The sequence below is a fragment of the Hymenobacter daeguensis genome (genome assembly GCF_054780555.1).
Window position 1 is genome coordinate 22,601 of the sequence record NZ_BAAGWC010000004.1, and the last position, 18,222, is coordinate 40,822.

The window sequence follows — 18,222 nt, forward strand, 5'->3', positions numbered from 1 at the left end:
CGTGAGCCTGAGGCTCGAACCCAGTCGGCACGCGTCAGAGACGCGCGCTAGCGGGTGTCGAAACCCTGCTACCGCGCCATGATGGTCAGCACGGGCGCCACCAGCAGCCGGGAGCCAGCGGCATCCAGGTGCAGGCCGTCGGCGGTCATGGTGTTGATGTCCAGGCCCGGCGTTTCGTAGCCGTTCACGAAGAGGGAGTGGGTGCGTTTTGCCACTTTTTGGAAGGCGGTGCTCATGTTGCGGACCCGCTCGTTGCCGCCCTGGTATTTGGGTTGGGCTTCGGCTTTGGTGCCGTAGGGCGGCGGGGAGATGATGATAATGCGGGCCTGGCGGATGGCGGGGTAGGGGCAGGTCTTGATTTTGTGGAGGAGGGTTTCCAGGTTCGCCGGGACTTCTTTTTGGCGGTCGGCAAAAACGGCTTTGGCGTCGTTGGTGCCCAGCTCCAGCACCACGAAGTCGAACGGCCGGTCCTTGGTGAACTCGGCGGCTTTGCGCAGGTTTTCGTCGATGACCAGCAGCGAATTCAAGGTGCTGTCGCCGTTGTTGACGAACCCGATGGTGCGGCCCGATTTGCTGAGGTTGAAAACTTGCGCCCGGGGCAGGGCCAGCTCCAGCTGCTTGGGCCAGCTCTGGGGAAACGTACCGTTGCTGTCGCCCAGGGTAAAGATGTTAAGGGGCTTGTCCGACGCCACCGGGGTTTGCGCGGGCAGTAGGGCCGGCAGGAGCAACAGAAACAGGAGAAGCTTTTTCATGGGAATGGGTGGTAGTCAATTAATATATTTGCACTCAGTAAATAGCATGTTTTGAATTTGTTATGAATAAAACTATTCTTAAAAGCTCGAAATTGGATTTGGTAATTCTTATTGCAGTTACACTTGCTGCTGTGCTATGGGCATTTTACAAGATTGGGTATTCGCCTGAGTCGACAACTGGTTTATTTGTTGTATTTCTACTTATTGTGTGGTTGTTTTCTGCTGGGTATTCCACCTTCATACTTAGTGATGAGGCAATAGTCATTATTAGGCCTTTTCGAGTTATATCGAGAACAATACAACTGGAATTAAGCGAAATAAATCGTGTTGAGATGGCCGGAAAAGGAGGTCCTGCCTTTAACTTTTTAGGAACCAGAAGAGGGACAATAAATATTGCTTTGGTAGCTTTTACCAAGAAAGACCTTCGTAGATTTTCTGACTTTCTAAAAGCACATGGAATTCCGACTGTTAATTTTTAAAGTCAAAATCCGAAAGCTGTTGTCTCAGCCTACTTCACAATCTGCACGGAGCTGTCGTTGATGCCATACGGGTGCTGCTTGAGCAGCTGGGTGATTTCGGCGCCGGCCAGCAGCACGGGGCCGTAGCCGTGGGCGGCGTACACGTTCACGGGGCGGTAGTAGTAGAAGGCCGGGTCGAAGCCCATGCCGGTGCCCACGCAGGTGCCTTCGACCTGGCCCTGGGCGTTGACTTTGGTGCTCACGGCGTTCCAGGCCAGCAGGGCCATGGGGCCGTAGGCCGGGGCATCGAGCAAGCCCTGGTTCACGGCGTGGGCGATGGCGTAGGCGTAGATGGCCGTGGCCGAGGTTTCGAGGTAGCTGTCGGGGCGGTCGAGGAGCTGGTGCCAGAAACCGGTTCCGCTTTGCTGGGCGGCCAGGCCGCGGGCGTGGGCGCGGAGCAGCTCCAGCACCGCCGAGCGGCCGTGGTGGTCGGCGGGCAGCACGTCGAGCAGCTCCACGGTGGTGAGGATGGCCCAGCCGTTGGCGCGGGCCCAGTGAAACTCGGGGTGCTCGGCCATGCCCTGCACCCAGCCGTGCATGTAGAGGCCCTTTTGCTGGTCGAACAGGCGCGGGGCAAACTGGGTGAGCTGCTTCACGGCCTCGTCGTAGTAGCGGGCCTCGCCGGTGAGCTTGCCCATCTGGGCCAGGGCCGGGATGCTCATAAACAGGTCGTCGAGCCAGAGGGTGTTGGGCTGGGGGCGGTTGCGGGCCAGCGTACCATCCGCGAGGCGGAATTCCTTGGTCATGATGTAGCTCACGAACGGGTCAATCATGGGCCGCAGGTTGGCGGTAGGGTCGGCGCGCTGGGTCTTTATCATGGCCGCGCAGATGGCGCCCACATCATCGAGGGCGTGGGGCTGCACGATGGAGCGCACGGGCGTGGCCGCCTCGGGGTGGGCCGTTTGGTAGGCGCGGAAGTAGGGCACCAGCTCCCCCAGAAAGGTGAGGCGACTGCGGGTGTAGGCGGCGAATTTGGGGTCGCCGGTGGTTTCGGAGGCGCGCAGCATGCCGGCGTAGGTCACGCCCCACTCGTAGCTGGTGAGGCGGAAGTCGCCGGGCTTGATGATGGCGTCGGGATTGAATTTCCGGCGGTCGGTAATGGGCGCGTTGGTCTTTTTATCGACCAGCTCGGCGGGCGTGGCGGCGTCGAGGTAGGCAAACACGCGGTCGAGTACCTGCTTCACGTCTTCGGCTTTGGTCTGGCCGTAGGGGACGGGGTAGTCGGGCTTGAGCAGGTGCAGCGGGGTGGTAGTGTCGTTGGCTTTGGGCGGCGCGGTTTGGGCGAAGGCGGGCGTGGCGGCCAGCAGCAGGAGCAGCGTTTTGGCGAGGAAGCGCATGGGGCGGGAATGGCGTTAGGCCGGCCAAGGTAGGGGCCGGGCGTAGGCAGATTCTCCTGCGCTGTCCTGCTTCGGGCTTGGAAGAACGTCATGCTTCGGCTGCGCTCAGCATGACGTTCTATTTAGACTGGCGGCAAAACCGGCGCCCAGCCTACATCCTGCGTACAGCGTCCCACGGCCATTCCCGCTATCCATTCCGCTATGAAAGAATTCTTCGCCCACCTCATCGGCCTGCACGAAACGGCGCAAACCATCAGCGCCGGCCAGATTTCGGCCCGCACAGTGGTGGTGTTTCTGATAGCACTGGTGCTGCTGCGGCTATCGGGCCGCCGCACCTTCGCCAGCAACAGCGCCCTCGAAATGATTGTCAAGTTCATGCTCGGCGCCACGCTGAGCCGCGCCATTGCGGCCGATGCGCCGTTTTTCACCATCCTGGCGGCGGCGGGTACGCTGGTGCTGGTGCACCGGGCCCTGGCCTACCTCACGTATTTCTTCCCCGCCCTGGGCCGGCTGGTAAAGGGCGAAGCCAGCATCCTGGCCGAAGGCGCCACCATTCACCACCACGAGCTGCGGCGCGCCAGCATCAGCGAAGAAGCCCTGCAGTCGGGCCTGCGCGTGGGCGCCAACCTCGACGACCTGGCCCAGGCCGAAACCGTGCGCCTGGAGCACGACGGCACCATCAGCGTGGTGAAGAAGGCCTGAGTACGCACCACCCTGCGCCTGCATTCGGCCTGATTTCCTTTCAACACATACCAAAAACGGCCCGCCCGGAATTACCAGACGGGCCATTTTAGCGGCAAAAAACCGGACTTGCTACTCCACCGTCACGCGCTGCGTAGCGGCAGCGCCTCCATCGGCCTGCACGCTGAGCAGGTACATGCCGGCGGTCATGTTGGCAATGGGCACTTCCGTGGTGCTGCCGCGGAACGAGCCCGTGAGCACGGCCTGGCCCAGGGCGTTGCGCAGGGTGTAGGTGGCATTCACGGCCGGGCTCACCTGTTGCACCTGCATGGGCAGGCCGGGCGTGGTGGGGTTCGGGAATACCGAGAATAGCTGCGCCGCCGTGGCGGCTTTCGTGCCCGTCACCGTTGTGTAGAAGTTTCCGCCGTAGTCGCGGGCGTGGTCGCGCCACACGGTGTGGTAGTGAATCTGGCTCTGGTACACGATGCCGTTCTGGCAGATGAACTCAATCCAAACGGTGCGGCCGTCGATGCGCACGTAGTCGCCGCTGGTGGTGAGGTTGCCGGTGCCGGCGTAGGCAATGTAGGTGGTGGACAGCTCGTTGGTGTAGGTGCTCATCAGGCTGGCGGCCGTGGCATCGTCCGAATCCTGCACCCAGGGCAGCATGGCATTTATCACCAGTTGCTGCTGGGCCGCCGTGAGCGTGCTCACCGGCAGGCCCACTTTGGTGGCCGGAAACTGCCCGTTGCCATTCGGCCCCAGCACCACGTCGCTGAATGACTGGCTGAGGCGGGCCGTGGTTTTCTGGGCCGTGGTGAGGCCGTTGAGCATGGCCAGCATCGACGAAGCCTCGTTGGCCATCGGCGCGCAGGCCGTGCCGGTCGGAAACACGTTGGCGTTGGCCGTGGTGAAGTTGAGCGGCTCGGAGCCTTCAAATTTGGGCGAAGCGCCGGCCACCGCACCGTTGGTGTAGGTAATGTTGGTGGCCAGGTGGTGCCCGCCGAATTGCAGCATCCAGGTGCCCGTGAGCGAGGGCGTGCCCAGGAAGGCAATCAGATACACCCCGCTGCCGTAGGCCGAGCCGCCGCCGTTGGCCGCCAGGTTGTCGTCGGCGGCGCGCAGCTGCTGCACTTCGTTGTAGCCGTCGCCGGCCACGGTGCCGGTGGCGGCCTGCACCACGGCTAGCGCCAGCGCCTGCTGCGCAGCGGTCAGCCCGTCAAGGCGCAGGCCGATGCGGTTGGTGGAATTCACGGGCAGGTTCGACCATTTCGTAACGGTGGTGGAGTTGAAGGCTTGCAGCAGCGTAGCTTGCTGCGCCGAGGTCAGCGAAGCAATGAAGGCATTGGCGGCGTTCACCACGTCGGTTACGGTGGCGGTGGTTTTGGTGCCTTTGGCGGCTTTCAGGGCTTTGGCGACGGCCGGCATCCGCACGGCGGCGGGCCGGGCTGCGGCTTCGGTGGGGGCGAAGAAGTCGGCCACCGTGTCGAAAGCCGGGGGCAGAAAGAGCAGGGGCGCTGCCAGTAAGAATCTGTTCATGAGTAAATGGGGTGAGAAATGGACGATGAAATGAGGGCAGGTGCAGCGCGGACTTTTAGTCCGCGAGGGCAGGAATCGGCTACATCGAAATAACTGGTCAGGCTCGCGGACTAAAAGTCCGCGCTACACCTGCTGATACGCCACCTGACTTTTGCGCTGCCGCCAGAAGCTGACGATGGCCACCGCGGCCAGCCCCGCCAGCAGCCACGGCGCGAATGGTGTCGCTCGTGTCACTAGGGCGGAAAGCGGGTTGGCCTGCGCCGAAAGGCGTTCTGCAATCCAGGCCAGCGCGGCCACGGCGGCCAGTGCGGCCCCGCCCACGCGCACGGCGGCGTAGTAGGGCGTGTAGCTGAGCAAAATCAGCCACGGCACTGTGAGGGCGATAACGAAGAGCTGCATCAGCTCAATGCCGAGGTTGAAGCCCAGAATGCTGAGTGCCATCGGTCCGGCGGGCAGCTGCAGCTCGGCCAAGGTGCTGGCAAACGCCAGCCCGTGCACCAGCCCGAAACCGGCCGCCACCCCGGCCTCGCGCCCCGGAAATACGGGCCGCAGCGCATGCGCCGCCGATACCAGAATGGATACGGCAATGAGAATTTCGACCGGCTGGCCCGGCAGCCGCAGCCACCCCAGCGCCCCCGCCAGCAGCGTAATGGAGTGCCCCACGGTGAAGGCCGTCACCACTTTCAGCAATCGAATCAAGCTGTAGCGCGCCCCGCCAAAGCGCCCCCAGCGCCGCCCCTTGGTGAGCAACAGTGGCGCCGGCAGCAGCAGCACCAGCAGAAACAGCAGGTGGTCGGTGCCCTCGGCAATGTGGCGCACGCCCAGCGCCACCATCCCCCGGAAACCCGCCCACCAGCCACCCCCGGCCTGGCTGATGAAAAGCGCCGGAATAACGTTGTTGCGCACATCGAGCCGAATGACACCCACTTCGGTCGGCGTTTCCTCGCCCACGCGGCCCTGCTCCCAGTCGCGCCGCACCGATACCAGCACGACGTGCGTCACCACCTGGTGCACTATCACGTCGTAGTCGAAGGTGAAGGTGCGGGCCGTGGCGCCGGCGGGCGGCGTCAGCCACAGGGTAGCAACAAGCTCCTGATAAGGGCCGGTGGCGGTTTGCTCGGCGGCCTGCACGCTGAGGGCGCGCACGGCCACGGCCCAGCGCCGGCCGTCGGGGCTCACCGGGCGCACGTGCCGGGCAATGTAGGCGCGCAGCCCGGGGCCGAGGCGGGCCACCAGCGTTTCCGTGTTCAGCGCCACGTCGTGGCCAAAAGCCGCTTGCAGCTCCGGCAGCGGCAATTGAATTTCGGCCCCCACGCCGCCGGGGTGCAGGTCGAGCAGCACCACCGAGCTGGGCATGGGATGGGCCTGCGCCCGAAAAGCGCCGGCCAGCAGCGCCAGCAGCACCGCGAGCCAGAAGCGCGGCGCAAACAGATGGACAGGACGAGGTGACGTCATCGGAAAGGAGGGTAGCTGTCAGTAGTTTATCAAAGGTGAAGCGCCAGTGAATGCATCCCAAACGCACTCGCCGGTTGGTGCGTCCGGGCCGACCGTTGGCCCGCTGGGCCCGACCATCGTTTGGCACCGACGAGCTTGGCGCGTTGGCCGATGCAAAGCGGGGTTTGGCCGATGCAGGCCCGGATTTTATATGAACCCAACGCTGCATCCGGCGTACAGAAAAAGCCGGAAGGATTCCTTTCGTATCCAACTCTCTTCCTACAAACCATCCCAATGAGCATCTTCAGCAGCGACAAACTCAAAGGCAAGAAAATTGCCATCATCGCCACCGACGGCTTCGAGCAGGCCGAACTCGATGAACCCAAGAAATACCTCGAAGGCGAGGGCGCCGAAACCCACGTCATCTCCCTCAAAAGCGGCTCCATCAAGGGCTGGGACGGCCCCAACAAGGACTGGGGCGACAAAGTGGACGTCGATAAAGTCATCACCGACGTGAAGCCCGCCGACTACGACGCCCTCGTGCTGCCCGGCGGCCAGATGAACCCCGACATCCTGCGCACCAACAAAGACGTGGTGGCCTTCGTGAAGGAATTCGCCGGCTCGGGCAAGGTGCTGGCCGCCATCTGCCACGGCCCCTGGCTGCTGGTAGAGGCCGACGTGGTGCGCGGCAAGCGCGTCACGAGCTGGCCCAGCGTCCACACCGACCTCAAAAACGCCGGCGCTCACTGGGAAGACTCCGAAGTCGTGACCGACCACGGCCTCATCACCAGCCGCAAGCCCGAGGACATTCCGGCCTTCAACAAGAAAATTGTGGAAGAAATGCTGGAGCCCCAGCACGGCGGCAACAGCTAGCCTCGCCCACCCGAGCGGCACAAAAAAGCCCGTCATGCATAGCGTGACGGGCTTTTTTGTGCCGCTCGGGCGTTCTACTTCTGCCCCAGAATCCAGGCCTTGATGCTGGCCTGCGCATCGGGCGAAACCGGGGCGGGCGACATCCCGGCCGCTTCGGCCGCCGTGAGTTGCAGGGCGTGGTTGAGGCCGGGCACGCGCAGCTCGGTCACGCGGGCATTGCCGCGCAGGCCTTTTTTGAGCAGGCTCAGGTTCACGGCGGCGTTTACTTCGGTGTCGTCGTCGCCTTGCAGCAGCAGCACGGGGCACTTCACTTCGGGCAGAGCGGGCTGCGGGTCGAAGGCCAGGTAGCTGCGGTAGGCGGGCGTGGTCAGGGTTTGCACGCTGGCCTGCACATCGGCCGGGGCAATGGCGGGGTAGCGCTGGCGCAGCATGTTGCTGAGAATGGCCTGCGCCTGGGCATTATCGGGGGTTTGGCGCACGATTTCCAGCATGGCCCGCTGGTGCTTCACCAGGGCTTCCTCGTCGCGGCGCATGGCGGCTTTCTGGCGCAGGCGCTGCTGGTCGAGGTAGGTTTGCACCTGAGCGGCGTTGGCACCCTGGGCGCGCATTTTGGCGGCTTCCAGCTCGGCGGCCACCAGGTCGAGGCGGTATTTGCGCTGGCGCTGGGCATCGGTCGAGTCCTGGCCCAGCACTTTGCCATACATCACGGGCTGGTTGGCCAGCAGCTCGCGTCCGGGCAGCCCGGCCGCGCCCAGCGCCACCACAAACGTGGGCGCCAGCGGCTGGGCTCCGGCCAGCAGGGCCACGTTGCCACCCTCGCCGTGCCCGATGAGGCCCAAGCGCGTCACATCGACCTGGGGCCGGGTGCGCAGGTAGTTGAGGGCCGCAATGGCATCGGCCGAGCGCTCGGCCACGGTGGTGGTGGCCAGCGAGCCCTCCGAGCCGCCAATGCCGCGCTCGTGCAGGCGCAGCACCACCACGCCCTGGCCCACCAGGTAGTCGGCCAAGCTGCTCAGCAGCTGGTTGTCGGCCGAGTTGGGGTTGCGGTCGTCGGTGCCGCGCTCGGGCAGCAGCACCGCCGCCGGAAACGGACCGGGGCCGTTGGGCAGGCGCAGCAGGCCATTCAGGCGCACCCCGCCGGCCGGTGAGGTCAGCACTACGGCTTCGGCCCGGTCAAGCGGCCTAGCTTGTGTCCCAAAAATAGACAGGGCGAACAGTGAAGCAACGATGAAGGGGAAGAAGCGCATGGCGATGAAGGCGAATTGACAGGTAACGATGCTAGCCGCCCGGAAGCGGTAACTCAGAAGAATGCCCAAAATTCCTTCACCCACGCGGTATTGCAGCCGGCAATAAGCCCAACCCGGCTATTTTGTCGGCTTACAGGAGCATTTGCTCTGCGAACAGAATCGCCTGATTCTCAAAATGGGCCTCGATTCCCAAATAGGGATTTAAGGCCGTCTTTTTATTATGCTGGCCTACCAATCTATTGTGCTAGAGCAGCGGGAAAAGCAGCCGGCCCTGCCAGTGCAGCGCCGTCCACATCATCACATCGAAAACAAGCAGAAAGCCTCCCTGCACCCAAAGCGCCCGCCCAAAGCCGAGCAGGCGCTGCGGCTGTCGCACGGAGCCGGCGGCCTGCGCCCGCAAATAATAGCCCGTCATCACATACGCCACATCCAGTCCGGCATTAAGCAAAAACAGGTTTTCGTAGAACAGCTGGGTTTGGAAAAACCCGGCGACGGCCAGCCCGGCCGGCACCCGAAAATGCAGACGCAAAATGCCCCAGCACGCCAGCGCGGCATTAACAGCGCCCCAGCCCACGTTCATGCCATGGAAATAATAAGGTGCGTAGCGGCGGTCGGCGCGTCGCAGCAGGTAGCCGCTGCCAATCAGGTTGAGCAGCGCCCAGGCCGCGAGCACAGCCAGGCCCCGGCCGAGGAGCAGCTCACGGGCCTGAAAATAGGTTGCGATTTCGGACGTGGAAGCGAGTGGCATGAGCAGAAGCAGCTACGTGAGACAACAAAAAAAGGAAGCCGACGGGCTTCCTTTTTTAGCGAAAAACTGCGTGGGCAAAACGCCCGGCACTTATTGCGTGAGGCCGATGCCGACGTACAGCTGCAGCACCTGGTTGGTGATGCGGTCGACCCCGGCGGTATTTACCAGCCGGGCCAGGCCCAGGTCGTAGCGGGCACCCAGGCGGGCCGGGCCCAGACGGTATTCCAGGCCGGCTACCCCGCTCACGTCGAAGCTGTTGTAGCCGCCGCTCTTGATGTCAACATCGTTGTCGCCTTCTTTCACCTTGGTCAGCAGCGCCAGCTCGGGGCCGATGTGGAAGCTGAAATTATCGGTGATGTTGCCCACATAGAGAATGGGCAGGGCCAGGTAGTCCAGGCGCAGGTCTTTGAGGCCGGAACCATCGTCGTAGCGCACACCCTTGCGCGAATACAGCAGCTCAACCTGCACCGAGGAGAAGTTGTTGAAGCCAAACTGGCCGTACGCCCCGGCGTGAAACGTGTTCAGGTTGTCGCGCTTGGGAATCAGGTCTTTGCCCGACCCAAAAAAGTTGGCCAGGTTGTAGCCGCCCTTAATGCCGAAGCCAGTATTGCGCGAGTCGGTGGTGGCCCCACCGGTATAGTCTTTGGAAGAAGTAGCGCCGCCGGGAGCTGCCTGTGCGAAAACGGCTGGTGCCGAAGCAATGGCCAGTAGGAGGATGAGAAGCGTCTTTTTCATGGGTGAAAGAGGAAGAGGAAAATAAAGCGGATAAGCGCGGGAGAATTACTATTCCCGCTTGCCACTATACTTTTCCGCGCCCAGAAGGTTGCCTGCTCCAAAAAATGCGCAGCAAAAAAAGTGCGCGCCGTGCGCCCGATACCGTTACCTTTGGGGCCGCTCTGCTGCCTGGCAGGGCATACCGGGGTGTTAGCTCAGTTGGTTCAGAGCGCCACCCTGACACGGTGGAGGTCGTTGGTTCGAGCCCAATACGCCTCACGGAAACCCTCATTGCAGCACGCAGTGAGGGTTTTTTATTGGATAGCCCCCGGGTGCAATGCCGGCATAGGGCGATGACGCGCTGCCTTCGCCAGCTGGTGCTCAGCTACAAGGAGAAGGTTTGGCCGGCCACCTGCCTGCCTGCGCCGGAACCCAGGAAAACGTCCGGCGCGCCCGCCCGCGGGCTGGTTTAAGCCCGCTAATGGCGTTGGTTTCGAAACAAAACGGGTGAAATAAATGTAGGTACATTATTCTGCCCGCCTCGCGGGGCGGATTCACCTCATTACTTTCTCTTATGGATAAGTATCTCAGCGGTAAAACGGCGTTGGTAACCGGCGCAGCTTCCGGAATCGGTAAAGCAATTGCCCTGCTCTATGCGCAGCTGGGCGCCAATGTCATGGTGTCGGATTTGGATGCTGAAAAAGGACAGCAGGTGGTGGCCGAAATTGCCCGGGCCGGCGGCCAGGCCCGGTTTCAGCGCACCGATGTGGGCGACCCGGCTCAGTGCGAAGCGCTGGTGCAGGAAACCGTGGCCGCCTTTGGCCAGCTCGACATTGCCTGCAACAACGCCGGCATTGGCGGCGAGCTGCACCCTGTGGGCGACTATTCGCTGGAAGGCTGGAAGAAGGTGATTGACATTAACCTGAACAGCGTGTTTTACTCGCTGAAATACGAGCTGGCCGTTATGAAGCCCGGGGCCAGCATCATCAACATGGCCTCGATTCTGGGCCAGGTAGGCACGGCCAATTCCTCGGCCTACGTGGCGGCCAAGCACGGGGTGGTGGGCCTTACGCAAACGGCCGCCCTGGAATACGCGCCGAAAGGCATCCGGATTAACGTGGTGGGGCCGGGGTTTATCGAAACGCCGCTGGTGCTCAAAAGCCTGTCGGCCGAGCAGCGGCAGCACCTGGTGGGCCTGCACCCCATCGGCCGCCTGGGCCGCGCGGAGGAAATTGCCGAGCTGGTGGCCTGGCTCAGCTCCGACAAAGCCTCGTTCGTCACGGGTTCGTATTATCCCATCGACGGGGGCTACCTGGCACAATAGCCAGCGGCGGCGCTGCCCGCCGCTTTTCGGGGCCCTGCTTGGCGGCTGAGGCTCAGGGGCTGCGGCGTGATGCAGCGCCGGCAAACCACCGGGTATTGCTGCCTGGCGGCGCTGCGATTGGCGTGCGGCACTGCTGCTGTGGCCGGCAAAAGCGGAAAAAGGCCCTCCCTCACAGCCTTTTTCCGCTTTTGCCTGTTACTGCATCCATGAAACCACACGTCATCTGCCACATGATGGCCTCGCTCGACGGGCGCATCATCACCAGCCGCTGGGGCCGGCAGCCCAACACCCGCGCCTACGAAACCACCGCCGCCACCTTCGATGCGCAAGCTTGGCTCTGCGGCCGCGTGACGTTCGAAAAAGACTTCACCGACGGCCTGCAGCCCGACCTTCAGCCCGGCGCTACCGTGCCCGACCGCCACGATTTTGTGGCCGATAAAACCGCCGCGTCCTTCGCCATTGCCATCGACGCGCACGGCAGGCTGGGCTGGGAATCGGCTCGCATCGACGACGACCACATCATCAGCGTGCTCACCGGGCAGGTCGATGACGCGTACCTGGCCTACCTGCGCCGCGTAGGGGTGTCGTATATTTTTGGTGGCGATAGTGAGCTGGACTTCAGGCTGGTGCTCGATAAGCTGGGCCGTTTGTTTCCCATCAAAACCGTGCTGCTTGAAGGAGGCGGCCACGTCAACGGCTCGCTGCTCAAGGCTGGCCTGGTTGATGAGCTGAGCCTGCTGCAGTACCCGGTTATCGATGGCGCGGCCGGCTCGGCGGCGGTATTTGAGCAGGGCGCGTCGCCCGGCCCGCCCGCCGGGCTGCGGCTGAAACACGTGGAACGGCTGCCCGACGACCTGGTGTGGCTGCGCTACGACGTGGTGAAGCCCTGAGGCCGCCGGCCCTGTAAAAATCAACGTTCGATTTACCTTTGCATGAATAGAATAGCCCTTATTGTGGGAGCCAGTGGCATCATCGGCAGCAACCTGGCCCGCGAGCTGCTCGCCACCGGCTGGACGGCCTACGGCCTCTCGCGCACCCCCAAAGACGACCTGCCCGGCCTGCGCCCGGTGGCCGCCAACCTGCTCGACCCCGCCAGCCTGGCCACGGCCCTGGCCGATGTAGCGCCCACCCACGTATTCATCACCAGCTGGATGCGCAACGACACGGAGGCCGAGAACATTCGCGTCAACAGCGCCCTGGTGCGCCATGTGCTGGCGGCCCTCGCGCCCCGGCACTCGGTGCAGCACGTGGCGCTGGTCACGGGCCTCAAGCACTACCTCGGGCCGTTCGAAGCCTATGCCAAAGGCGGCGTGCCGCTGCCCACGCCCTTTCGCGAGGAGCAGCCGCGCCTCAACATCGAGAACTTCTACTACGCCCAGGAAGACGAAGTGTACGCCGCCGCCGCGCAGCAGGGCTTCACCTGGAGCATTCACCGGCCGCACACCATCATCGGGCAGGCCGTGGGCAACCTCATGAACATGGGCACCACGCTGGCCGTGTACGCCAGCATCTGCCGCGAAACCGGGCGGCCGTTTCAGTGGCCGGGCTCGGAGGCGCAGTGGAACGGCTTGTCTGACGTGACCGATGCCCGCATCATTGCCAAACAGCTGGTGTGGGCTTCAACCACCGAAGCCGCCGCCAATCAGGCGTTCAACATCGTCAATGGCGACTATTTCCGCTGGAGCTGGCTGTGGCCCCGGCTGGCCGGCTGGTTCGGCATCGAAGCGGCCGGCTTCGATGGCACGGTGCGCCCGCTGGAAGCAGCCCTGGACGGCGATGCCGCCCTGTGGCGCGATATGGCCACCCGGCACCGCCTGGCCGAGCCCGAGCTGAGCCGCCTGGCCTCGCCCTGGCACACCGACCTCGACCTGGGCCGGCCGCTGGAGGTGATGACCGACATGACGAAAAGCCGGAAGCTGGGTTTCCTGGAATACCAGCCCACCGAAGAGTCGTTTTTCGACCTCTTCGCCCAGCTCCGCGCCGACCGGCTGATTCCCTGAGGCTCGTGGGTTTAGCGTTTCACGCAATGCCCGGCCGGCTGCGTGCGCAGGGGATTGTGGGAATTCTGGCCCGGGCTGCGGCCATGCTCACGCAACCCGGCGGGGCTTTGGCTGTTGCTGACCCATGCTGCCCATTGCCTTTGCGCCCTGCTACGCCCATGCGCTGCCGGCCGGCCACCGCTTCCCCATGCTGAAATACGAGCTGCTGCCCGAGCAGCTGCTCCACGAAGGCACCGCGACGGCGGCCGACTTCTTCGTGCCCGTGCCGCCGCCCGACGCGGATATTCTGCGCGTGCACGATGCCGGGTATTACGAGCGGCTGCGCCACGGCCAACTCACGCGGCAGGAGGAGCGGGCCACCGGCTTTCCGTGGTCCGAAGCGCTGTTTGAGCGGGAGGTTACCATTCTGGGCGGCACGCTTGAGGGGGCCCGGCGGGCGCTGGCGCACGGCGTGGCGTTCAACATAGCCGGCGGCACGCACCATGCGTTTCGGGCGCGGGGCGAAGGTTTTTGCCTGCTCAACGACCAGGCTGCCGCCGCCGCCTGGCTGCTGGCCAGCGTACCGGCCATTCGCAAAGTCCTCATCGTGGACCTGGATGTGCACCAGGGCAACGGCACGGCCGAAATTTTCCGGCACGAGCCCCGGGTGTTCACCTTCTCGATGCACGGGGCCCGCAACTACCCCGCCCGCAAAGAGCAGTCGGACCTCGACCTGGCCCTGCCCGACGGCACCGACGATACCGCCTACCTGAAGCTGCTGGCCGAAACCCTGCCCCGCCTGCTCGATGAGGTGCAGCCCGATTTCGTGTTCTACCTCGCTGGCGTCGACGTGCTGGCCACCGACAAGCTGGGCCACCTGGCCCTGAGCCGGGCCGGCTGCCGCCAGCGCGATGAGCTGGTGCTGGGCCTCTGCCGCCGCCACCAGCTGCCGGTGCAGGTGAGCATGGGCGGCGGCTACTCCGAGCGCATCATCGACATTGTGGAAGCCCACGCCAATACGTACCGGGTAGCCGCCGGCCTTTATTAGAGTCCGGCGGCCAGTGCCCGGCCTGCCACGCACCACTAAAAAACCACCTGCCAGCGAAACGCCCAGCGCCAGCGCAGCTCATACCGCGCAATGCCGGCCCGGGCCAGCAGCGCCACCCAGTCGGCGCGCCGAAAAGCGCGGGCTACCGACAGCGGCGCATCGTGCCGCACCAGGTAGGAGCCGCCCAGCAGCCGCGTGAGCCACTTGATGCTGTGGTAAGCCAGCCAGTGCCGGTGCAGGTCGTTGATGACCACGGCCACCTGCGCCTGCCGCCGCCACTGGCGCAGCAGCGCCACCAGCTCCTCGTCGGCGAAGTGGTGGCAAAACAGGCTGCACGTAAGCACATCATAGGATTGCGCTTCAAATGCCGGCGAGAAGATGTCGGATTTCCGGTAGCTGATTTCCGGATACGCTGTGCTTTTGGCTGCGGCATACTCCAGCATAAACGGGTTGGCATCAATGCCGGTCAGCTCCACCGCGACGCGGTGCTGGCGGGCCCAGCGCGCCACGTGGCGCAGGGTGTCGCCGCCGCCGCTGCCCAGGTCGGCCACGCGCAGGGGGCGGCCGGCCGGAAACCGGGGGCGCAGCCGCTGCAAGGCATTCAGCACCGGCTGGTAGCCGCCCAGCCAGGTATTGATGGTTTCCAGCTCGTCCAGGTTCCGCCGCAGCGCATCCGAGGCCAGCGTCAGGTCGTCCATCAGCTCTGGACCGGAAGCTCGTTTGTCAAACATGCTCAGGAAGCTGCTAACCGTGAACAGGGAGGAGCTGCGCCGCCTCCTGCTGATGGAATTCCGCCGCCAACGGCTCGGTGCCGACTGCCAGCTGCAACAGCATGGCCTCCATGGTCAGGCCCGGCCCGAAGGCGAAGCTGAGCACCGGCGCGCCGTGGTCGGCGGGCGTGGCAGCGGCCAGCACTTCGCGCAGCACAAACAGCACCGTGGCCGACGACATATTGCCGTAGTCGCGCAGCACCCGGTAGGCGTGGCGGTTGTCGTGGCGCGTCAGGCCCAGCTCGGTTTCGATGGTTTCGAGAATCTTGCGCCCGCCGGGATGAATGGCGAAATGGCGAATGTCGTCCAACTGCACCGGCAGGCTGGCCAGCAGCCCATCCGTGAGCTTGCGGATGCCGCGCTGAATGAGCCGGGGCACGTAGCTGCTCAGCGTCATCTCAAACCCGAAATCGTTGATGTGCCAAGCCATGTCGTCGTGGCCGTCGGGCTCCAGGCCGCAGTGAAAGCCCTGCAGCGCCAGGCCGGGCGCCCCGTTGGGCAGGGGGGGCGCCTGCACCAGGCAGGCCGCTGCGCCATCGCCAAACAAGGCATTGCTCACGAGGTGGTCTTCTTCCCGGCTTTTCTGAAAATGCAGCGTGCACAGCTCCACGCTCACAATGAGCACCCGGGCGCTGGCATCGGCCTGGCAGAAAGCGTCGGCCAGCTTCACGGCGTTCACCGCCGCGTAGCAACCCATGAAGTTCACGCAGGTGCGGCGCACGTCGGCCCGCAGGCCCAGGGCCTGCACCAGCTCAATGTCCAGCCCCGGCGCGTACATGCCGGTGCAGCTCACCGTCACCAGGTGCGTGATGCTGCCCGGGGCCACGTCGGGCAGCTGGCGCAGGCAGTCGCGCACGGCCTCAATGGCCAGGGGCAGGGCCTCGCGGCGGTACACGGCCATGCGCTGGCCCACGCTCGGGAAGGGTTCCAGGGTGGGCGTGTTCGGAAAAAACGTGTATTCCCCGTTGGGCCGGCCGTAGTCGGGCAGCACCGAATAGCGGTGCTCGATGCCCGACACCCGATACAGCGCCCGCAGCTTGCGCGTATCGTCTTCGCCAAACTCCAGGGCCCGGGCCATGAAGTCAGCAATTTGCGGCTGGGCAATTCGATGAACAGGGTTGGCAGTGCCGATGGCACCTAAATAGCTCGGCATGCCGAAGGGAGGTTACGAAGGTGGAAGCCGCGCATTCGGAGCGCAGGCCGGCAAGCAAGGGCAGGAGTGCCTATTTACGGCAGAACAAACGGTTTCGGGCCACAGTTGGCCGAAACCGACCAACAACATTTTGGCCTTGCAGCCCCTTTGCCCGCCCAAAGCACTTGCTGCTCAGAAGCTTTGGCCATGCGTGCGGCGCATCAGCGCCCGCACGGCGGCGGGCCAGTAGCGCAGGCTTCCCACCACCAGCTCGCTCAGCACCGGCCCCCCAAACAGGCGCTGCACCGCCCGGCCCACCCGCAGCCGGGTGCCAAACTGCGCCTGCCAGGCCTGGGCATAGGCCGCTTCCATGCCGGCGCGGCTGCTGCGCCCGGCCAGGAAATCGTGCACTGCCGCTGCGCCCAGCGCCGCGCCGTGCAGCGCCATGGCCATGCCGTTGCCACAAAGCGGCGTGATGAGGCCCGCCGCATCGCCGCACATCAGCAGGTGCTGCTCTACCGGCTGCTTGGGCGCAAAGGAAATCTCATTGATGACCTCCGGCTGCGGATACAGCCTTTCGGCAGCGTCCAGAATCTGGCGCAAAAAGGGGTTCCTGGCCAGCACGGCCTGCTCCATGGCCGGAATAGTACCGTGCCGGCGCAGGTTTGCGCGGGTGGTGAGGTAGCAGAAGCACAGCTTGTCCTCCTCAATGGCCGAGATGCCCGCGTAGCCGTCGGCAAAGTTGTGCAGCGCAATCAAATCGCGCGGAAAGCCGGGCAGCCGCAGGTGGTACTTCACCCCGAGATAGGGCGAGCGCTGCGCAAAAAACGGCCGGTGCAGCTGCCGGTCCAGGTTGGCGCGCTTGCCGTAGGCACCCAGCACCACGCGGGCCGTCAGGGCCCGGCCGTCGGCCAGCATCACCTGGTGCTGGTCGGTAGCGTCATCGAAGGCCACGTCGGTCACTGTGCTTTTCAAATGAAAAACAACGCCCCGCGCCAGGGCTTTCTGATATAGAAAATCATCGAGCGCGTAGCGGCTCACGCCAAAGCCCCCCAGGTCGAGCGGCAGGGAAAGGCTGCGCCCGCCCGGCGACGACACCATGAACTGCGAAATGGCCGCCGGGGCCAGCGCGGCCGGGTCGGCCCCGAGGCGGCGCAGGTAGGGCAGTACCTCGTTGCTCACGTACTCGCCGCACACTTTATGGAACGGGTACTGCTTGCGCTCCACCACCGCCACCCGAAAGCCGCGCCCGGCCAGGTCCAGCGCCGCCGCCAGGCCTGCCAGCCCCCCGCCAATCACCAGAATATCCACTTAGTTGGTCGGCAAAATGAGAACTATGGAAGCGAAAACAACGTAATTCATCGAGGTTTCTGTATATACGGGTAGGCCTTTTATACTGGCTGCCGTATCTTTGTCAACTAAAATCATTCTCTTTCGTTAAGTCTCTCATCTTTCCCGCTCCATTCCCGCCCACCAAATTATACTATGATGCAACGCCTACTTATACCTTTTGTCTTATTTGTGTGCCTGAGCCTGGGTTTTGGCCCATTGCTCCGAACCGTTCCCGCCGCTTCGGCCGTATCGCTGCACCGCCCCGGCCAACAGGCCAAGCCCGGCGAAGACAACAAAACGCTGCTGGTGTACCCCAATCCCAGCACCGGCATCGTACACCTGACCATCAATAACCTGCAAGGCAAGAAAGTGGAGCTGAGCGTGCTGAACGTTATTGGCTCGGTAATGTACCGCGAAACGCTCACCGAAATGAACGAGCGCTACACCAAAATGCTCGACCTCAGCAAATTTGCCAACGGCCTGTACTACGTGCGGCTGGAGTCAGACAACACCAGCCAGATGTGCAAGCTCGTTATCCGATAACCGGCACATCTGATAACACAACCCATAAAAAAAGCAGCCTTTCGGGCTGCTTTTTTTATGGCCTATGGCCAAAGCTATTTTTTCCGGACGGGCACGGGTACCAGGGTAGCCTTGGGAGCCGAAACCGTTTTGAGCGCGAGGAGAGCAGTGGCCAGCACAAGGCCCAGCAGGGAGATAAACATGATACAATACAGAATACGAGTGAATAAGCAGCGCCTCTTTTCCAAGAGCCGCATCTGAGTTGTTCAACCCCG

General features: G+C 63.6%; 18 protein-coding genes and 1 tRNA gene. 9 read left to right on the forward strand and 10 right to left on the reverse strand.

Translation table 11 applies throughout. The features are described from left to right. Positions 1-68 precede the first annotated feature (68 nt). Entirely contained in the window at positions 69-752 is a 684-nt protein-coding gene (locus ACYVHT_RS07305) for an SGNH/GDSL hydrolase family protein (protein ID WP_460549521.1), read from the reverse strand. Positions 753-814: 62 nt separating this feature from the next. On the opposite strand from ACYVHT_RS07305, the gene ACYVHT_RS07310 reads away from it, so the two are divergent. Next, entirely contained in the window at positions 815-1,231 is a 417-nt protein-coding gene (locus ACYVHT_RS07310) for a hypothetical protein (RefSeq protein WP_460549523.1), read from the forward strand. A 29-nt stretch (positions 1,232-1,260) separates the two neighbouring features. On the opposite strand, the gene ACYVHT_RS07315 is transcribed toward ACYVHT_RS07310, so the two are convergent. Beyond that, complete coding sequence (locus ACYVHT_RS07315) at positions 1,261-2,607, reverse strand: glycoside hydrolase family 88/105 protein (RefSeq protein WP_460549525.1); 1,347 nt, start codon at positions 2,605-2,607, stop codon at positions 1,261-1,263. Between the two features lie 201 nt (positions 2,608-2,808). Between ACYVHT_RS07315 and ACYVHT_RS07320 the strand changes: the two genes are divergently transcribed. Further along, positions 2,809-3,309 (forward strand): DUF421 domain-containing protein, encoded by a 501-nt coding sequence (locus ACYVHT_RS07320; RefSeq protein WP_460549527.1) that lies wholly within the window; start codon positions 2,809-2,811, stop codon positions 3,307-3,309. A gap of 111 nt (positions 3,310-3,420) precedes the next feature. On the opposite strand, the gene ACYVHT_RS07325 is transcribed toward ACYVHT_RS07320, so the two are convergent. Both ACYVHT_RS07325 and ACYVHT_RS07330 read right to left on the reverse strand, forming a co-directional pair. Next, entirely contained in the window at positions 3,421-4,824 is a 1,404-nt protein-coding gene (locus ACYVHT_RS07325) for a DUF3500 domain-containing protein (RefSeq protein ID WP_460549529.1), read from the reverse strand. Between the two features lie 123 nt (positions 4,825-4,947). Continuing rightward, positions 4,948-6,279, reverse strand: a complete 1,332-nt coding sequence (locus tag ACYVHT_RS07330; RefSeq protein ID WP_460549532.1) for a HupE/UreJ family protein — start codon at positions 6,277-6,279, stop codon at positions 4,948-4,950. 273 nt (positions 6,280-6,552) lie between these two features. Between ACYVHT_RS07330 and ACYVHT_RS07335 the strand changes: the two genes are divergently transcribed. Continuing rightward, entirely contained in the window at positions 6,553-7,131 is a 579-nt protein-coding gene (locus ACYVHT_RS07335; protein ID WP_460549534.1) for a type 1 glutamine amidotransferase domain-containing protein, read from the forward strand. A gap of 74 nt (positions 7,132-7,205) precedes the next feature. Here the strand turns inward: ACYVHT_RS07335 and ACYVHT_RS07340 are convergent, their stop codons facing one another. The 3 genes from ACYVHT_RS07340 to ACYVHT_RS07350 all read right to left on the reverse strand — a co-directional run bounded on the left by ACYVHT_RS07340 (position 7,206) and on the right by ACYVHT_RS07350 (position 9,861). Then, positions 7,206-8,378, reverse strand: coding sequence for an alpha/beta hydrolase (locus ACYVHT_RS07340; protein WP_460549536.1), 1,173 nt, complete (start codon positions 8,376-8,378; stop codon positions 7,206-7,208). 244 nt (positions 8,379-8,622) lie between these two features. Further along, positions 8,623-9,126, reverse strand: a complete 504-nt coding sequence (locus ACYVHT_RS07345) for a DUF6992 family protein (RefSeq protein ID WP_460549538.1) — start codon at positions 9,124-9,126, stop codon at positions 8,623-8,625. 90 nt (positions 9,127-9,216) lie between these two features. Then, entirely contained in the window at positions 9,217-9,861 is a 645-nt protein-coding gene (locus ACYVHT_RS07350) for a porin family protein (RefSeq protein WP_460549540.1), read from the reverse strand. Positions 9,862-10,044: 183 nt separating this feature from the next. Between ACYVHT_RS07350 and ACYVHT_RS07355 the strand changes: the two genes are divergently transcribed. The 5 genes from ACYVHT_RS07355 to ACYVHT_RS07375 all read left to right on the forward strand — a co-directional run bounded on the left by ACYVHT_RS07355 (position 10,045) and on the right by ACYVHT_RS07375 (position 14,191). Then, a tRNA-Val gene (locus ACYVHT_RS07355) sits at positions 10,045-10,119 on the forward strand. A 295-nt stretch (positions 10,120-10,414) separates the two neighbouring features. Further along, a complete protein-coding gene (locus ACYVHT_RS07360; protein WP_460549542.1) occupies positions 10,415-11,164 on the forward strand; it encodes an SDR family NAD(P)-dependent oxidoreductase in 750 nt (249 codons plus the stop codon). Positions 11,165-11,370: 206 nt separating this feature from the next. Continuing rightward, positions 11,371-12,054: a RibD family protein gene (locus tag ACYVHT_RS07365; RefSeq protein WP_460549544.1), complete on the forward strand. Its 684-nt coding sequence runs from the start codon at positions 11,371-11,373 to the stop codon at positions 12,052-12,054. A gap of 42 nt (positions 12,055-12,096) precedes the next feature. Beyond that, positions 12,097-13,164: an SDR family oxidoreductase gene (locus ACYVHT_RS07370; RefSeq protein ID WP_460549547.1), complete on the forward strand. Its 1,068-nt coding sequence runs from the start codon at positions 12,097-12,099 to the stop codon at positions 13,162-13,164. 124 nt (positions 13,165-13,288) lie between these two features. Next, positions 13,289-14,191: a histone deacetylase family protein gene (locus tag ACYVHT_RS07375; protein ID WP_460549549.1), complete on the forward strand. Its 903-nt coding sequence runs from the start codon at positions 13,289-13,291 to the stop codon at positions 14,189-14,191. Between the two features lie 35 nt (positions 14,192-14,226). Here ACYVHT_RS07375 and ACYVHT_RS07380 read toward each other — a convergent pair whose 3' ends face one another. The 3 genes from ACYVHT_RS07380 to ACYVHT_RS07390 all read right to left on the reverse strand — a co-directional run bounded on the left by ACYVHT_RS07380 (position 14,227) and on the right by ACYVHT_RS07390 (position 17,404). Next, a complete protein-coding gene (locus tag ACYVHT_RS07380; RefSeq protein ID WP_460549551.1) occupies positions 14,227-14,922 on the reverse strand; it encodes a class I SAM-dependent methyltransferase in 696 nt (231 codons plus the stop codon). A gap of 13 nt (positions 14,923-14,935) precedes the next feature. Next, positions 14,936-16,114 (reverse strand): type III polyketide synthase, encoded by a 1,179-nt coding sequence (locus tag ACYVHT_RS07385; RefSeq protein WP_460549553.1) that lies wholly within the window; start codon positions 16,112-16,114, stop codon positions 14,936-14,938. A gap of 171 nt (positions 16,115-16,285) precedes the next feature. After that, positions 16,286-17,404 carry an NAD(P)/FAD-dependent oxidoreductase gene (locus ACYVHT_RS07390; RefSeq protein ID WP_460549556.1) on the reverse strand — a complete coding sequence of 373 codons (1,119 nt, stop codon included), beginning with the start codon at positions 17,402-17,404 and terminating at the stop codon, positions 16,286-16,288. Between the two features lie 237 nt (positions 17,405-17,641). Here ACYVHT_RS07390 and ACYVHT_RS07395 point away from each other — a divergent pair, with 237 nt between their 5' ends. Continuing rightward, positions 17,642-17,968, forward strand: coding sequence for a T9SS type A sorting domain-containing protein (locus ACYVHT_RS07395; protein ID WP_460549558.1), 327 nt, complete (start codon positions 17,642-17,644; stop codon positions 17,966-17,968). Positions 17,969-18,222 lie beyond the last annotated feature (254 nt).

Bases quoted from the DNA above. Each gene is read 5' to 3' on its own strand.
- ACYVHT_RS07305 (WP_460549521.1), bottom strand. From the start codon at position 752: ATGAAAAAGCTTCTCCTGTTTCTGTTGCTCCTGCCGGCCCTACTGCCC.
- ACYVHT_RS07310 (WP_460549523.1), top strand. From the start codon at position 815: ATGAATAAAACTATTCTTAAAAGCTCGAAATTGGATTTGGTAATTCTT.
- ACYVHT_RS07315 (WP_460549525.1), bottom strand. From the start codon at position 2,607: ATGCGCTTCCTCGCCAAAACGCTGCTCCTGCTGCTGGCCGCCACGCCC.
- ACYVHT_RS07320 (WP_460549527.1), top strand. From the start codon at position 2,809: ATGAAAGAATTCTTCGCCCACCTCATCGGCCTGCACGAAACGGCGCAA.
- ACYVHT_RS07325 (WP_460549529.1), bottom strand. From the start codon at position 4,824: ATGAACAGATTCTTACTGGCAGCGCCCCTGCTCTTTCTGCCCCCGGCT.
- ACYVHT_RS07330 (WP_460549532.1), bottom strand. From the start codon at position 6,279: ATGACGTCACCTCGTCCTGTCCATCTGTTTGCGCCGCGCTTCTGGCTC.
- ACYVHT_RS07335 (WP_460549534.1), top strand. From the start codon at position 6,553: ATGAGCATCTTCAGCAGCGACAAACTCAAAGGCAAGAAAATTGCCATC.
- ACYVHT_RS07340 (WP_460549536.1), bottom strand. From the start codon at position 8,378: ATGCGCTTCTTCCCCTTCATCGTTGCTTCACTGTTCGCCCTGTCTATT.
- ACYVHT_RS07345 (WP_460549538.1), bottom strand. From the start codon at position 9,126: ATGCCACTCGCTTCCACGTCCGAAATCGCAACCTATTTTCAGGCCCGT.
- ACYVHT_RS07350 (WP_460549540.1), bottom strand. From the start codon at position 9,861: ATGAAAAAGACGCTTCTCATCCTCCTACTGGCCATTGCTTCGGCACCA.
- ACYVHT_RS07360 (WP_460549542.1), top strand. From the start codon at position 10,415: ATGGATAAGTATCTCAGCGGTAAAACGGCGTTGGTAACCGGCGCAGCT.
- ACYVHT_RS07365 (WP_460549544.1), top strand. From the start codon at position 11,371: ATGAAACCACACGTCATCTGCCACATGATGGCCTCGCTCGACGGGCGC.
- ACYVHT_RS07370 (WP_460549547.1), top strand. From the start codon at position 12,097: ATGAATAGAATAGCCCTTATTGTGGGAGCCAGTGGCATCATCGGCAGC.
- ACYVHT_RS07375 (WP_460549549.1), top strand. From the start codon at position 13,289: ATGCTGCCCATTGCCTTTGCGCCCTGCTACGCCCATGCGCTGCCGGCC.
- ACYVHT_RS07380 (WP_460549551.1), bottom strand. From the start codon at position 14,922: ATGTTTGACAAACGAGCTTCCGGTCCAGAGCTGATGGACGACCTGACG.
- ACYVHT_RS07385 (WP_460549553.1), bottom strand. From the start codon at position 16,114: ATGCCGAGCTATTTAGGTGCCATCGGCACTGCCAACCCTGTTCATCGA.